General features: G+C 62.7%; 14 protein-coding genes. 7 read left to right on the forward strand and 7 right to left on the reverse strand.

Translation table 11 applies throughout. The annotated features are described in order from the left end of the window. Nucleotide 1: 1 nt before the first annotated feature. Nucleotides 2-124 (reverse strand): hypothetical protein, encoded by a 123-nt coding sequence (locus GO014_RS19420; protein WP_281351177.1) that lies wholly within the window; start codon nucleotides 122-124, stop codon nucleotides 2-4. 478 nt (nucleotides 125-602) lie between these two features. Continuing rightward, nucleotides 603-1,241, reverse strand: coding sequence for a carbonic anhydrase (locus GO014_RS09715; RefSeq protein ID WP_116587450.1), 639 nt, complete (start codon nucleotides 1,239-1,241; stop codon nucleotides 603-605). 73 nt (nucleotides 1,242-1,314) lie between these two features. Here GO014_RS09715 and GO014_RS09720 point away from each other — a divergent pair, with 73 nt between their 5' ends. After that, the gene (locus GO014_RS09720) at nucleotides 1,315-1,521 is read left to right on the forward strand and encodes a DUF1737 domain-containing protein (RefSeq protein ID WP_116587449.1); all 207 of its coding nucleotides are present in this window, start codon (nucleotides 1,315-1,317) and stop codon (nucleotides 1,519-1,521) included. Nucleotides 1,522-1,621: 100 nt separating this feature from the next. On the opposite strand, the gene GO014_RS09725 is transcribed toward GO014_RS09720, so the two are convergent. Next, the gene (locus tag GO014_RS09725) at nucleotides 1,622-2,197 is read right to left on the reverse strand and encodes an NUDIX domain-containing protein (protein ID WP_157290160.1); all 576 of its coding nucleotides are present in this window, start codon (nucleotides 2,195-2,197) and stop codon (nucleotides 1,622-1,624) included. 95 nt (nucleotides 2,198-2,292) lie between these two features. Further along, complete coding sequence (locus tag GO014_RS09730) at nucleotides 2,293-4,323, reverse strand: methyl-accepting chemotaxis protein (protein ID WP_246204535.1); 2,031 nt, start codon at nucleotides 4,321-4,323, stop codon at nucleotides 2,293-2,295. Between the two features lie 319 nt (nucleotides 4,324-4,642). Between GO014_RS09730 and sdhC the strand changes: the two genes are divergently transcribed. From sdhC to GO014_RS09755, 5 genes are all read left to right on the forward strand, one after another. After that, nucleotides 4,643-5,029 carry a succinate dehydrogenase, cytochrome b556 subunit gene (sdhC, locus tag GO014_RS09735; protein ID WP_157290161.1) on the forward strand — a complete coding sequence of 129 codons (387 nt, stop codon included), beginning with the start codon at nucleotides 4,643-4,645 and terminating at the stop codon, nucleotides 5,027-5,029. A gap of 1 nt (nucleotide 5,030) precedes the next feature. Next, the gene (gene sdhD, locus GO014_RS09740) at nucleotides 5,031-5,423 is read left to right on the forward strand and encodes a succinate dehydrogenase, hydrophobic membrane anchor protein (RefSeq protein ID WP_116587445.1); all 393 of its coding nucleotides are present in this window, start codon (nucleotides 5,031-5,033) and stop codon (nucleotides 5,421-5,423) included. Between the two features lie 6 nt (nucleotides 5,424-5,429). Further along, nucleotides 5,430-7,241: a succinate dehydrogenase flavoprotein subunit gene (gene sdhA / locus GO014_RS09745; protein WP_157290162.1), complete on the forward strand. Its 1,812-nt coding sequence runs from the start codon at nucleotides 5,430-5,432 to the stop codon at nucleotides 7,239-7,241. Between the two features lie 124 nt (nucleotides 7,242-7,365). Then, the gene (locus GO014_RS09750; protein WP_157290163.1) at nucleotides 7,366-7,656 is read left to right on the forward strand and encodes a hypothetical protein; all 291 of its coding nucleotides are present in this window, start codon (nucleotides 7,366-7,368) and stop codon (nucleotides 7,654-7,656) included. Nucleotides 7,657-7,718: 62 nt separating this feature from the next. Beyond that, a complete protein-coding gene (locus GO014_RS09755; RefSeq protein ID WP_157290164.1) occupies nucleotides 7,719-8,501 on the forward strand; it encodes a succinate dehydrogenase iron-sulfur subunit in 783 nt (260 codons plus the stop codon). 77 nt (nucleotides 8,502-8,578) lie between these two features. On the opposite strand, the gene GO014_RS09760 is transcribed toward GO014_RS09755, so the two are convergent. The 3 genes from GO014_RS09760 to GO014_RS09770 form a co-directional block, all read right to left on the reverse strand. Then, on the reverse strand, nucleotides 8,579-9,853 hold the full coding sequence (locus tag GO014_RS09760; RefSeq protein ID WP_157290165.1) for a hypothetical protein: 1,275 nt from the start codon (nucleotides 9,851-9,853) through the stop codon (nucleotides 8,579-8,581). A 74-nt stretch (nucleotides 9,854-9,927) separates the two neighbouring features. Beyond that, nucleotides 9,928-10,878: a DMT family transporter gene (locus GO014_RS09765; protein WP_157290166.1), complete on the reverse strand. Its 951-nt coding sequence runs from the start codon at nucleotides 10,876-10,878 to the stop codon at nucleotides 9,928-9,930. Between the two features lie 81 nt (nucleotides 10,879-10,959). Next, entirely contained in the window at nucleotides 10,960-11,889 is a 930-nt protein-coding gene (locus GO014_RS09770; protein WP_157290167.1) for a tyrosine recombinase XerC, read from the reverse strand. Between the two features lie 104 nt (nucleotides 11,890-11,993). Between GO014_RS09770 and GO014_RS09775 the strand changes: the two genes are divergently transcribed. Further along, complete coding sequence (locus GO014_RS09775; protein WP_157290168.1) at nucleotides 11,994-14,162, forward strand: primosomal protein N'; 2,169 nt, start codon at nucleotides 11,994-11,996, stop codon at nucleotides 14,160-14,162. Nucleotides 14,163-14,366 lie beyond the last annotated feature (204 nt).

Consider the following 14,366-nt stretch of genomic DNA (forward strand, 5'->3'; position numbering starts at 1 on the left):
CTTACTCGACAGCCGGCGCAGCGGCGGCAGCCACCAGAATGTCGTATTCGTCCGCCGAAAGTTCGCCATTGCCGTCGGTATCGGCTGCGGCAAAGGCGTCTTCGGTCAGGTCCGGCCATGCCACCTGGGCTTCGGTCAGTTACACACCGCCATTGAGGTCGGTGTCGACAGCCACGAAATCGGTGGCAGCCTGCGCCATGGCGGCACCGGACAGGCCAAGGGCGAACAGCGTGGTCAGGACGATTTTCTGCATGGGAATGCTCCATGTTGATTGTACGAAAACGGACGGGGACATCCCCCACCGACGGAGCGCTGGTCTGCGTTCCGTGAGACAGACAATCGTTGCGCATTGTGGCCGGTGATGGCTGGCAGAAGGGCGCAGCCGGACCATTTCCGGGGCAATTTCCGGGCGCAGTGAGGCACTTGCGAGATGGGCCTGCAGCAATCACGAAAGCGTGAAAGTCTGCGTCTTCGCAGCAATGGGCTGCGCTCTAGTGATCACGAATGCGGCGGGCCCAGTGCAAGTTCGGGGCAAAAGCAGGACAAGCCGCCCCAGACAAATCTAGCGCGGGCGATCATTGGCTATGCGGCGGCACAGGGGTTCACAGTTGGGGGCGGATGAAGTCGCCATCGTTGTCCATGATCCACAATTCGCCGGTCGAAATGTCGAACCAGGCGCCGTGTACCGCCAGTTGCCCTTTGTCTTCGAGCGATTTGACGTAAGGGAAGGTGCGCAGATTGCGGATGGAGTTGCGGATCGAGATTCGCTCCATGGCAGTCTGGCGCTCGGCATCGGTCATCGCGGTATTCTGGCCGAGTTGGCCGGGCAGATCGCCCAGCATGCTCATCCATTTGCCGATGAAATCGCCGCTGTCGAGCGGCTTCATGTGCGGATCAAGTGCGGCCTTGATCCCGCCGCAGCGGCCATGACCCATCACCACGATGTTGGACACTGAAAGGCCCTTGATGGCAAATTCAATGGCGGCCGAGGTGCCGTGCTGGCCACCATCCGGCTGGTAGATCGGCACCAGATTGGCCACATTGCGCAGCACGAAAAGCTCACCCGGGCCGGCATCGAAGATCATTTCGGGCGCCGCGCGGCTGTCGCAGCAGGCGATGATCAGCGTGGTCGGTTTCTGGCCGGTTTCGGCCAGATCGCGAATGCGTTCTTTCTCCCGGGCATAGCGACCGGACATGAAATTGGCGTGGCCATCGAGAAGGTGCTGAGGAAAGCTGTGCATGAAGTTTCGATTAGCTGTAAGAGGCGAGAAGATCAATCACCGGCGTTGGGCGCCGGCACAAACGGGGATATGCATGCTGATCTACCGATTGCTCACCGGCGAGGATGACAGTGCCTTTTGCCACAAAGTCACCAAGGCGCTGTCCGAGGGATGGCAGCTCCATGGCGGCCCGACCTATGCCTATGACGCGGTGTCCAAGAAAATGCGCTGCGGCCAGGCGGTGACGCGAACCGCCAAGGACCAACCCTATGATCCGGACAAGAAGCTGATCGACTACTGAGCGTCCCGCAGGCCGCTGGGTCCAGTTACCCGATGGAGCGAAGAAGACCATGAGCGCTTTGCGTGAATGGCGTGGACCGATGCATTGAGCCGTGCGTTTGTCAGCCTGATTGCTGCAGCGCCAGGTGCTGAAGCAGGATGATGGTCTTGGCATCGACGATGCGGCCATCGCGGGTCATGGCGAGGGCCTCGGGAAAATCGAGTTCCACCAGCTCGATCTCCTCGCCTTCGTGTTCGAGACCGCCGCCCGCGTGGCGCAACGTGGTGCGGTCATACACGCCCAGGAACAGGCTGACTTTTTCGGTCAGCGAGCCGGGGCAGGTATAGATGTCGCAGACGTGCCGTACACCCTTGGGCTCGTGACCGGTTTCTTCGAGCGCCTCACGGGCCGCCGCACTAGCGGGCACCTCGCTATCAAGCAGGCCGGCGCAAACTTCGAGCAGGTCCGGGGCGTCCCCATTGAGCAGGGGCGGCAGCCGGAACTGGCGGACCAGCAAAACGGTGTCGCGTTCGGGATCGTGCAGCAGCATGGCGGCGGCGCTGCCATGGTCATAGACTTCGCGCTCGAGCCGCTGCACCGTGCCCGATCTGTGCCGGTAGTCGAGCGTCACATTAGAGAGCGTGCCCCAGTTCTTCATGAGCAGCTCGGCGCGAATAATGGAAATGCGATCGGTCATGCGGTCCCCGCGAAGAATGCAGGGACCGCATAACCCTTCTTGGGTGCAATGAAAAGCTCGGGCCGGACATGTCGACCCTTGCTTCTCACTGGTCCCTAGAACTCGTTCCAGTCCTCGGCGGCCGCGCCGCCGAAATAGGCCTTGGCGGCTTTTTGCACCTTGCCCAGGAGACCGCGGGCATCGTCCGATTTCGGGGCGGCTTTGCCTGTCGCGGCGACGAGGCGCGGTTGCTGGGTGGATGACTTGCCCGGATCGGTGAGGGTGAAGGTCGCAACAATCGTATCGAGCTTGGTAGCCTGGCCTTCGGTCTGCTCGATCGAGGCGTTCATTTCCTCCACCAGCGCGGCATTGTGCTGGGTCATTTCGTCCATCTGGCGGACGGCGACATTGACCTCGGCAATGCCGGAGGCCTGGGCCTGGCTGTCGCTGGCAATGGTTTCCATGACGCCAGCGGTCTGCTTGACGCCCTCGATGATCTCGGCGAGGCGCCCGGCCACATCGGCCACCAGTCGGGTGCCATTGCGCACTTCGCCGGCGCTCTGCTCGATCAACGCCTTGACCTCGGAGGAGGCTTCGGCCGCGCTCTGTGCCAGGCGCCGGACTTCCACGGCGACAACGGCAAAGCCCTTGCCCGCCTCGCCAGCGCGCGCCGCTTCAACCGAAGCGTTGAGCGCGAGCAGATTGGTCTGGAAGGCGATGTCGTCGATCAGGCCGATAATATTGGAAATCTTGCCTGAGGAGGTTTCGATGGCGCTCATGGCGCTGGTTGCCTCGTCCATCACGGCGCTGCTGGCCTGGACCACCTGGGTCACCTTGTCGGTGCTGGCGCTGGCTTCGCGGGCGCGGTCGGCATTGAGCGAGACGGTAGAGGCCATCTGCTCCATGGTGGCCGAGGTTTCCTCAATGGTGGCGGCCTGACGCGTGGTGCGTTCGGAGAGGTCGTTGGCGCCGGAAAGGATTTCGTTGGTGGCGGTCTTGAGGGCGCGCGAGGTGTCGCGCAGTTCGGTGACCATATCGGCGAGCTTGTCGGCGACGTTGTTGGTCGAGGTCTTGAGACGGTCGAAGGCCCCGGCATAGGCACCCAGCATACGCTGGCGCAGATCGGCCCGGGCCAGGGCGTCAAGGACCTGTTCGGCCTCACCCAGCGCCTCTTCGATTGAGCCGAGCATGGCATTGAGGTTGTCGGAAATGCGGTCAATCTCGGGGTCGTCATAGCGGTCATCGATGCGACCGGAAAAGTCGCCCTGCATGGCCTGGGCAATGACCCCGTCAAAAGCGGACTGAAAGCGGGCCATCATTTCCGCGCGCGCCTGGGTCTGGCTGACCTGGGCCGCCTTTTCGGCTTCGGCAGTGGCCATTTGCTGGCCATTGCTGCGGAAGGTTTCGAGTGCCCGTGCCATGTCGCCGAGCTCGTTGCGGTCATTGATGCCGGTGATGGCGATCTCGTAATTGCCTTCGACCAGCGTGCGCATGGTGGAGGTCAGATTGGCAAAGGCGCCACTGAGCCAGCGTGCGGTGACCACCGCCAGCGCGATACCGGCGATCAGGCCAACAAGGCTGACCCCGACGATAATGTAGAACTGGCGTTGCTGCTGGTCGACGATCTGCGGGCCAAGCGTGTTCTGTGCCTCTTTGGCCCGATCCGACATCTCATTGTAGAGCACGCTCATCTCTTCGCCCAGGGAGCGCAACTCGTCGGCCTGGGGGATATCCTGGGCGGGGGTGCCGTCAGCGAGGGCGGCGACCAGATCGGTGAAGATCGCGTCATAGGCCTGAGACTGCAGCGTCACCTCGTCGATTGCCGCCACCGAGACCGGATCGTGCAGGAAGAAGGCGTAGCCATCTGCGTCCGTGGTGCCGACATCCAGGATCATTTCGCGGACTCGCGCCTCGCCATTCGAGGACGGCGCGCGCAGATAGGACTCAAGATCCTGCCGCAGGGTTTCCACATCACGCACATAGTCGTTGATTTCCTGGGATTGCTGGGCCGCAAACTGGTACTGGCCGAACAGGCTTCCGGCCGAGGCCATCATGATGATCGACATGGCGCCGACAATCAGGATGATGGCAGTGACGCCGGCAAAGGCGGCATAGATGCGGGATTTGACGCTGGCAAACAGGGGCATTGGGAATTCTCCGTAGTCGACCGATAAATTCCACGGAGGAGGCTAATAATTGTTTACCATATGGCCGATGGGTGAACATGGAAGCGTTGGGGTGCGCTTTTTCGAATGTCCCCGGGATAGACTGTCGGATCGCGTCCGCCGGCCGCTTCGCACCTCGAACATGCTGTGCGCTATGCGAACAAAGTGCGGATTGCGCCGAAAGTTGCACGTTGGGGCGGTTGGGGGGCTTTGATTTGGTAACAAATGGGCGCTAAAGGGTCGAACCATTCCAAACTGGACGCGGCACAGCGCCGCATCAGGAAAGGCCCCGGAACGCCCCATGTCGGTCAGAGCCCGCCCCACTTCCCCACATCTGCAAATCTACCGCTGGACCGTCACAATGGCGATGTCCATCATCCACCGTGCCACCGGCATTGCCAATTATGGCGGCATGGCGCTGCTGGCCATCTGGCTGGTGGCCGCGGCCATCGGCCAGGATGCGCTGACCAGCGTCAACTACATCTATGGGAGCTGGTTCGGCCAACTGGTGCTGTTCGGCTTTACCTGGAGCCTGGTGCATCACATGTGCGGCGGCCTGAGACATTTCGTCTGGGATTTTGCCGTGATGATGGAGCCTGGCCAGCGCGACAAGATGGCCTGGGCCACGCTGGGCGCCTCGGTGGCCATCACCCTCCTGATCTGGACCGTTTTCGTGTGGATGGCCTGATATGCGTGAAACCGTGATAACCACTGAGACCATTGCCGATCCCAAGACCCACTACGGGGATGCACGGGCCTCGACCCGGCATTTCATCACCCAGCGGCTGACGGGGGCGATCAATATCGCCTTCCTGCTGCTGCTGCTGTTCGTGGTGGTGCGCCTGGCCGGACAGGACCGTACCGATGTGGTGGGCCTGCTGGGCAACTGGTTCGTCGGCATTCCCTTTGCCGCGCTGATCGCTATCGCCGCGATCCATATGCGCAATGGCATGCGCGATACGCTGGAAGATTACCTCGCCGGATCGATGTATCGCCTGGCCATGCTGCTCAACACGCTGTTCTGCCTTGCCGTGGCGCTTCTGGGCGCCGGCGCCGTGCTCAAAATCGTCTTCTGGGGTTGATCAAAAATGGCTGAATATGAACTGATCGACCACGAATTCGACGTTGTGGTGGTGGGGGCCGGCGGCGCCGGCCTGCGCGCCACGCTGGGCATGGCCGAGCAGGGCTTCAACACAGCCTGCATCACCAAGGTTTTCCCCACACGCTCGCACACAGTGGCCGCGCAGGGTGGCATTGCCGCCTCGCTGCAGAATATGGGCCCTGATAGCTGGCAGTGGCACATGTACGACACCGTCAAGGGGTCGGACTGGCTGGGCGACAATGACGCCATGGAATACCTGGCGCGTGAGGCCCCGGCGGCGATCTATGAGCTGGAGCACTATGGGGTGCCGTTCAGCCGTACCCAAGAGGGCAAGATCTATCAGCGCCCGTTTGGCGGCCACATGACCGAGTTTGGCGATGGCCCGCCGGTGCAGCGCACCTGTGCTGCCGCCGACCGCACGGGCCACGCGATCCTGCACACGCTATATGGCCAGAGCCTGCGCAATGACGCGCAGTTCTTCATCGAATATTTCGCGCTCGACCTGATCATGGGCGAGAATGGCGAATGCCAGGGCGTGATGGCCTGGAAGCTCGATGATGGCACGCTGCACCGGTTCCGCGCCAAGATGGTGGTGCTGGCCACGGGCGGTTATGGCCGCTCCTATTTCTCGGCGACCTCGGCCCATACCTGTACCGGCGATGGCAATGGCATGGTGGCCCGCGCCGGCCTGCCTTTGCAGGACATGGAATTCGTGCAGTTCCATCCCACCGGCATTTATGGCGCCGGCGTGCTCATTACCGAGGGCGCGCGCGGCGAGGGCGGTTATCTCACCAATTCGGAAGGCGAGCGCTTCATGGAGCGTTATGCTCCCAATGCCAAGGACCTGGCCTCGCGCGACGTGGTTTCTCGCTGCATGACGCTGGAAATCCGCGAGGGCCGGGGTGTCGGTCCCAAGAAGGACCACATCTACCTGCACCTTGATCACCTCGATCCCAAGGTGCTGCATGAGCGCCTGCCGGGTATTACCGAGAGCGCCAAGATTTTCGCCGGGGTGGATCTCACGCGCGAGCCGATCCCGGTGTTGCCGACAGTGCACTACAATATGGGCGGCATTCCCGCGAACTATCACGGCGAAGTGCTCAACCCGACGGCCGATGACCCGAACCGCATCGTGCCGGGCCTGATGGCGGTGGGTGAGGCGGCCTGTGCCTCGGTGCATGGCGCCAATCGCCTGGGCTCGAACTCGCTGACGGACCTGGTGGTGTTTGGCCGTGCCGCGGCGCTGCGCGCCGGCAAGGTGCTGGACAAGGCTGCGCCGGTGCCGGGGATCAACAAGAGCGAGGATGAGAAAATTCTCGCCCGCTTCGACCGGCTCCGCAATGCCAATGGCTCACAGCCGACCGCCAGGCTGCGTGATGAAATGCAGCACACCATGCAGGCGGACGCCGCCGTGTTCCGCACTTCGGAATCGCTCAAGAATGGCGTCAAGGCGATGAGCGAGATCTTTTCTCGCCTCCCCGACGTCAAGGTCACCGACCGCTCGTTGATCTGGAACTCGGACCTGGTGGAGACTCTGGAGCTGGAAAACCTGATGACCTGCGCCATCGCCACCGTGGTGTCGGCCGAGGCTCGTCATGAAAGCCGCGGCGCGCATGCGCATGAGGATTTCCCCAATCGCGATGACGCCGAATGGCGCAAGCATACGCTGGCGACAGTGGATGTCGCCTCCGGTGCGGTCGACCTCAGCTATCGCCCGGTAATCGTGGACCCGCTGACCCCGCTCGACCAGGGCGGCATCGACCTCAAAAAGATCGCGCCCAAGGCGCGTGTCTACTAGGACTGGGCGATGTGCCATCTGTGCGAAGAGCGCAGCTATGACAGTTTCCGGTCGGTGCAGCCCGCGCCGGCCGAACAGGAACAGGGCCGGCGCATGCAGGCCAGCCCGAAAGCCGGAGCCGATGATGCGGAAGTATCTCCTGGGATTGAGTCTGGTGGCGTCGAGCACTCTGGCGGTGATAGCGGCTCCGCCCACCGCTGCCCAGAAGGATGAGTTCTATGCAGTCTGCGTTGGCATTTCGCAGAATGCCGAGCTGTGCCGATGCAAGGCGGATGCGGCCATGACGTTGATCGACGAGCGCTTCATGGGCGTGGTGATCGCCTCGATGAAAGGCGGCTCGCCTGCCGCCGCGGACTATGATGCCTACAACACCTATGTTGCCAGATCGAACCAGGTCTGCAAGCCGAACTACTGAGCGGACGAACTGACATTTCCTTGGAGCGAAGGCTCCGAAGTTGAGAAGGAAGAGCGAAGAAAATGGCCGAACTGACTTTGCGCAAGGCCGACCAGCCGCAAAAGGGCAAGATCTGGCCCAAGCCTGAGGGCGCCACGCGCCTGCGCGAATTGCATATCTATCGCTATGATCCGGACAAAGCGGACAATCCGCGCATCGATACCTATTTTGTCGACCTGGACAATTGCGGGCCGATGATCCTGGATGCCCTGCTCTACATCAAGAACAATACCGACCCGACCTTGACGCTCAGGCGCTCCTGCCGCGAGGGCATTTGCGGCTCGTGTTCAATGAACATCAACGGGCTGAACACCCTGGCCTGCACCAAGGGCATGGACGACTCGACCGGTCCGATCAAGATCTACCCGCTGCCGCATATGCCGGTGGTCAAGGATCTGGTGCCGGACCTGACCAATTTCTATGCCCAGCACCGGGCCATCGAGCCCTGGCTCAAGACCACTTCGCCCACCCCGGAGAAGGAATGGACGCAGTCGGTGGAGAACCGCGCCAAGCTGGACGGTCTCTACGAGTGCATTCTTTGCGCCTGTTGCTCGACCTCCTGCCCGTCTTACTGGTGGAATGGCGAGAAGTATCTGGGCCCTGCGGCGCTGTTGCAGGCCTATCGCTGGCTGATCGATAGCCGCGACGAAACCCAGCCCGAGCGTCTCGACAATCTCGAAGACCCGTTCAAGCTCTATCGCTGCCACACCATCATGAACTGCGCCAAGGTCTGCCCCAAGGGGCTGAACCCGGCCAAGGCCATTGCGCAGATCAAGAAGATGATGGTGGAGCGCAAGGCCGCCTGACCGGTCGATCAGGGCTGAAACCAAAAAACGGCGGGGCTCAGCCCCGCCGTTTTCTTGCACTCAATGCTTGGTTTGCCTCAGCGCAGCGTGATCTTGCCGGCCTCGAACAGGGTCCGGCAATCGGCGGCGTCGCGTTCGCTGTCGCTGTCGAGCATGGTTGTTGCCGTGCCCGGACCTTCAAAGCGCGGGTCATCGCAAATGCCGTCATCGGCGTAGGACGAGCTATTGTCGCCAAACACAACACCGGCGCTGTCATAGGGGGCCCCGAGCTCATAGTCGGGGGAAAAGACCGGCTTGATAGAAATCTCGCCGCTGGTCTCCAGGGCCCGACAGTCGCTGGCATCACCCATAACATCGGCACTGGACAGCTTCTTGGCCATACCGGGTCCGGTGAAGCGCCAGTCATCGCATTGGCCGTCATTGGCCCATTCGGAGGTGTCCGATCCATAGTCGAAGGCACCAACCGCGCCGGCGGTGGATTTCAGCGTGGCGGTGCCGGCCAGGAACGCGGCGCGGCAATCGCTGGCATCATGCAGGCGATCGGCCTCGATCGGGTCGCTGACCACGCCAGGGCCGGTAAAGTCTGGATCGTCGCATTCCCCATCATTGGCCCAACTGCCGCTATCATCACCAAAATCGATGCGGGCGGCAATCTGCTCGAGCATGCTTGCAGGAACCGTAGTGGCCGGAGTGGCATCGGGGTCAACCAGGGCGATGGTGCCATCTTCATAGGCCTGTCGGCAGTCTGTGGCGTCGCGCAGAATATTGGTCTCTGAGAGCTCACTTGCCATGCCGTCACCGGCAAAACGCGGATCGTCGCATTCCAGGTCGTTGGCCCATTCAGAGGTGTCATCGCCAAACTCGATATCCCCAAGCATGGCCGGATCGCTTTCGCCCACCAGGGTGATGCTGCCTGCCTCATAGGCGGTGCGGCAGTCGGTAGCGTCGCGGCCGATATCGATGTCTTCGAGCTCGATGGCCATGGCCGAGCCGGCAAAGCGCGGGTCATCGCACTCCCCATCCCTGGCCCAATCTGAAGTATCATCGCCAAAGTCGATGGCGGAGATATCGGCGCTGTCGCCGGTGTCCGGCGCGGTCAGGGTGATGGAGCCGGCCTCGAACAAGGTCCGGCAATCGGTGGCGTCGCGCGCGAGGTCTGCGTCCACCAGTTCGCTGGCCATGCCCGCTCCGGCAAAGCGGGGATCATCGCATTCGCCATCATTGGCCCATTGTGAGCTGTCGTCGCCGAAGTCGATAGTGCCGGCCGATTGCGCCAGGGCCGGTGCTGACAAGCCCGCAACCAGGATCAGAACCAGGCTGGACGCCGCCAACCCCTTGTTGATTGTGCGCATCGCTCGTTCTCCCTCAACGCGTTTTGCCACCCTGTTGTGCACACTTTAACCCGGCTTTGTAGCAGCCAGAAGGGCTAATGCTCGGCCGACCTGGCGCGATTGGCCGTTTCGAGCCGGGCGAACAGCCAGGAGCCGGCCAGCACCATGGCCGTGCCGGCGGCGTGGAACAGGGTGAATTCCTCGCCCAGAATGAAAACGGCCAGGACGATGGTGACAATCGGGCCGAATGATGCGGTCGAAGAGGTCGCGCGGGCGCCGATGCGCGCAATGCCGGCATTGAGCAGGAAGGAGGGTAGGACAGTGCCGAAAATACCCAGCATCAGACCGAGAAACCAAACCTCGGCATTGTAATGCAGATAGCTTTGCGTCCCATCGACCACCAGGCTCTGGCCAATGGCTAGTAGAGCGGCGGTCGACATGCCGATGCAGGTGAACAGGGCCGAACCCAGGACCAGCATCTGCCGCTTGGCCAAATGCTGGTAGAAGGCGAAGGTGATGGCGGATCCGAGCACCAGGGCGGTGCCAACAAACAGGCCCTCTGGCCGCACCGTGAGGTTCCAGGCAAAGATCACCAGCAGGCCGCCATAGCTCAGGCCCATGGCCGGAAGCAGGTTCCAGCTCATGCGGTCACCGAAAAACAGTACGCCAAAGAGCAGTACGAAGAATGGATAGGTGAACAGCACCAGCCGTTCATATTGCGCGGTGACAAAGGCCAGGCCGGCAAAATCGAGATAGCTGGCGACATAATAGCCCAATATGCCGACCGCCATGGTGGCGAGCAGGCGCTTTGGCGTGATCAGAGGCCGCAATTGCGGATTGCGCCGTAACAGGGAGAGCAGGATCACCAGGTAGACCGGCAGGGCCACGAGCATACGCAGGGCCAGCGTTGCCTCGGTGGAAACGCCCTGGGCGAAGGCGAGCTTGATGAAGATGCCCTTGGTCGAAAATAGGGCGGCGCCGACAAAGGCGAGGCCATAGCCGATGGTGTCGATGGCAGGTGCGGTGCTCGTCGGTCCGGTGGGCATCGGAGAGTGTCCTTTGACCTAGCCTTAGGCCGCGTCCCCGCGCTTTGAAAGCCGGATCGCGGCAAATCCGTCTACCCCGGTTCAGCCGCGCGGGTGGGCCTTGGCATAGCTGTCGAGCAGATGTTCGGTGTCGACCGCAGTATAGATCTGGGTGGTCGAGAGACTGGCATGGCCCAGCAATTCCTGAATGGCGCGCAGATCGCCGCCCTTGCCCAGCAGGTGCGTGGCGAAGGAGTGCCGGAGCGCATGGGGTGTGGCCGAGGGCGGCAGGCCAAGAGCGCCGCGCAGCTGGGCCATGCGCAACTGGATCAGCCGGGGCGAGAGCACGCCACCACGCACGCCGCGGAACAGCGGCTCTTCCGGCCAGAGCCTGAATGGCGCCAGCGAGAGATAGCTCTCGATGGCCTGCCGGACCGGGGCGATCAGCGGCACCATGCGCACCTTGCCACCCTTGCCGGTGACCCGAAGCGTATCGGCTTCCAGATCTGCCTTGGTCAGCGCCAGGGCCTCTGAAATACGCAGGCCTGCACCATAGCAGAGGGAAATGACGGCCATGTCGCGCGCCGCAACCCAGGGGCGGTCCTCGATCTCATCGGTGGTGGCGATGGTCTTCTTTGCCTCCACAACACTCAAGGCCTTGGGCAGGGAGCGCGGGATTTTCGGAGTACGAATGACATTGAGCGCGTCACTGGCCAGGGTACCCTCACGCTCAAGAAAGGTGAAGAAACTCCTGAGCGCCGAGAGCACGCGCGCCAGTGAGCGCGACCCCAGGCTCTCGCTGCGGCGCCTGGCCATGAAGGCGCGAATGTCGGCGCCGCGCAGCGCCTTGAGAGAATCAAGTGTCACCGGTCCGCCCATATGGCCGGAAAGAAAGCCCATGAACTGGCCCAGGTCCCGGCCATAGGCTTCAAGCGTCTTGGGCGCCAGACGACGCACCGACCCCAGTTCGCGCAGCCAGGCGTCGATGCGGGCGCGGACAAATTCATCGGTGGCAAAGGCGCTGTCGGTCATGGCAGGCATTCTGCGTCTGTTCGGTAAAGCCGGTCTTAAGTCTGGGCCTAGCCGAATCGCGGTGCTTTCCTATCTAAAAGAGCATGCGAACAGAACAGGCACAAATGACTGAGCGGCCGGACATCGTCGCAGTGATGGTGGGGGTAGCCGTGGAAGGCCCCTACAGCTATCGCGTGCCGGAAGGGATGAGCGTGGCGCGCGGCTCCATCGTGGCCGTGCCGCTGGGGCCGCGCCTCATTCTCGGCGTTGTCTGGGGACCGCCAAAGGACCTCATCGCCCACAATCGCCTGCGCGACATTGCCCTGGCCTATGATGTGCCGCCTCTCTCCGAGGAGCTTCTTAAACTGGTCGAATGGGTGGCGCGCTATACGTTGACCGCGCCCGGCCAGGTGCTGCGCGGAGTGTTGCGCTCGCCCGAAGCGCTCGACCCACCCAAGCCGGTGATCGCCTATCGACGCACCGGGCATGAGCCGGAAAAGCTGACACCGGCGCGTTTGCGGGTGCTCGATTGCCTGATGGATGACATGGCCTGGCCCAAGCCGGCGCTGGTCGGGGCCAGCGGGGTGTCCAGCTCGGTAATCGATGGGCTGGCGCGGGCGGGGGCCGTCGAGAAGATCGAAATGCCGCCGCCACCGGTGGTGATGCCGCCGGACCCGGACGACAATCCGGCGCGGCTCAACCCTGAACAGCAAAGGGCGCTGGACCAGATCCTGGCGCTCGATGCGCATGCATTCGGGGTGGCGCTGCTCGATGGGGTGACCGGGGGCGGCAAGACCGAGGTGTTCTTCGAGGCGGTGGCCGATACGCTGCGCGCCGGGCGGCAGGCGCTGGTGCTTTTGCCCGAGATCGCCCTGACCAACACTTTTATCGACCGTTTCAGCCGGCGGTTCGGCACGCGCCCGGCCGAATGGCATTCGGACATGACCCCGGCACAGCGGGCCAAGGTCTGGCGCGGCGTGCTCGATGGCACGGTGCGGGCCGTGGTGGGCGCGCGCTCGGCGCTGTTCCTGCCGTTCCGCGAATTGGGGCTGATGGTGCTCGATGAGGAGCACGATGGCGCCTATAAGCAATCGGACGGCTTTACCTATCATGCCCGCGACATGGCCATTGTCCGGGCCAATCTGGCCGGGGCCCGGGTGGTGCTCTCCTCGGCCACGCCATCGGTCGAATCCCGCAACAATGCCAATCATGGGCGCTATGCCCATGTGACGCTGGAAGCCCGGTTTGCCGAAGCGGCGATGCCTGATGTGACGGCCATCGACATGCGCACTGACGGGCCGGGAAAGGGCGAGTGGATTGCACCAGCCCTGGCAAGGGAAGTGTTCGCGGCGCTCGACCGGGGCGAGCAGGCCCTGTTGTTTCTCAATCGGCGGGGCTATGCACCGCTGACTTTGTGCCGCTCCTGCGGACATCAATATCAATGCCCGGACTGTTCGAGCTGGATGGTGGAGCATCGGTTTCGCGGCGTCCTGATGTGCCATCATTGCGGGCATGAAATGCGTACGCCCAAGGTCTGCGGGGAATGCGGGGATGCTGACAGCCTGGTTGCCGTGGGGCCGGGCGTCGAGCGGGTCGCGGAGGAAGCGGCGGCGCGTTTCCCCGACGCACGAAGGGTGCTGCTCTCCACCGACATGGGCAGCCATGCCCAATTGCGCGAGCGGTTCTCGGAGATAGAGCGGGGTGAGTATGACCTCATCATCGGCACCCAGCTGGTCTCGAAAGGACATCATTTCGAAAAGCTCTCGGTGGTGGGCGTGCTCGATGCCGATCTGGGCCTGGCGCATGGCGATCCGCGCGCAGCGGAAAAGACTTTTCAGATTTTGACGCAGGTGGCCGGGCGCGCCGGGAGGGCCTCGCGGCACGGCAAGGCGTTCCTGCAGACCTATCACCCGGACCATCCGGTGATGAGGGCGATGGTGTCCGGCGACCGCGAAGCGTTTTACGCCCAGGAACTGCTGGCGCGCGAGGCAGGCGGCATGCCCCCTTTCGGGCGGCTGGCGGCGCTGATCGTGTCTGCCAATGAACAGCCGACGGCGATGGCTTTTGCGCGGTCCCTGCTCTCGGCCGCTCCGATGGCCGAGGGGGTGCGGCTGTTCGGGCCAGCAGATGCGCCCGTCGCCATGATCAGAGGACGGCATCGCGTTCGGTTGCTGGCCCAGTCGGGTAAGGATTTTGACCTCTCGGGCTATGTGCGCTTCTGGCTGGCCAACGCCGAAAGGCCCAAGGGGGATCTGAAGGTACAGGTTGATATAGACCCGATGAGTTTTATGTAGCGGGTGTGCTGCAGGGCACGCTTCGTGCCGCTCGAGCGTAGCTCTCATGGCCTTCTCGGCTTGAAAGGCTCCCCCGGGGAGCATTCGTCCTTTGGGCCGGTTCCCGCCATTCGAGCATAGCTCTCATGGCCTTCTCACCTGAAATCTCCCCACTGGGGAGATTTCGTCCGTTGGACACGGTTCGAAGTGCGACACTTTCGACAT

The sequence above is a fragment of the Devosia marina genome (genome assembly GCF_009758415.1).
Taxonomy (GTDB): Bacteria; Pseudomonadota; Alphaproteobacteria; order Rhizobiales; family Devosiaceae; genus Devosia; species Devosia marina.

Bases quoted from the DNA above. Each gene is read 5' to 3' on its own strand.
- GO014_RS09715 (WP_116587450.1), bottom strand. From the start codon at position 1,241: ATGCACAGCTTTCCTCAGCACCTTCTCGATGGCCACGCCAATTTCATG.
- GO014_RS09725 (WP_157290160.1), bottom strand. From the start codon at position 2,197: ATGACCGATCGCATTTCCATTATTCGCGCCGAGCTGCTCATGAAGAAC.
- sdhD (WP_116587445.1), top strand. From the start codon at position 5,031: ATGCGTGAAACCGTGATAACCACTGAGACCATTGCCGATCCCAAGACC.
- GO014_RS09730 (WP_246204535.1), bottom strand. From the start codon at position 4,323: ATGCCCCTGTTTGCCAGCGTCAAATCCCGCATCTATGCCGCCTTTGCC.
- GO014_RS09750 (WP_157290163.1), top strand. From the start codon at position 7,366: ATGCGGAAGTATCTCCTGGGATTGAGTCTGGTGGCGTCGAGCACTCTG.
- GO014_RS09770 (WP_157290167.1), bottom strand. From the start codon at position 11,889: ATGACCGACAGCGCCTTTGCCACCGATGAATTTGTCCGCGCCCGCATC.
- sdhA (WP_157290162.1), top strand. From the start codon at position 5,430: ATGGCTGAATATGAACTGATCGACCACGAATTCGACGTTGTGGTGGTG.
- GO014_RS09720 (WP_116587449.1), top strand. From the start codon at position 1,315: ATGCTGATCTACCGATTGCTCACCGGCGAGGATGACAGTGCCTTTTGC.
- GO014_RS09755 (WP_157290164.1), top strand. From the start codon at position 7,719: ATGGCCGAACTGACTTTGCGCAAGGCCGACCAGCCGCAAAAGGGCAAG.
- GO014_RS09760 (WP_157290165.1), bottom strand. From the start codon at position 9,853: ATGCGCACAATCAACAAGGGGTTGGCGGCGTCCAGCCTGGTTCTGATC.
- sdhC (WP_157290161.1), top strand. From the start codon at position 4,643: ATGTCGGTCAGAGCCCGCCCCACTTCCCCACATCTGCAAATCTACCGC.
- GO014_RS09765 (WP_157290166.1), bottom strand. From the start codon at position 10,878: ATGCCCACCGGACCGACGAGCACCGCACCTGCCATCGACACCATCGGC.
- GO014_RS09775 (WP_157290168.1), top strand. From the start codon at position 11,994: ATGACTGAGCGGCCGGACATCGTCGCAGTGATGGTGGGGGTAGCCGTG.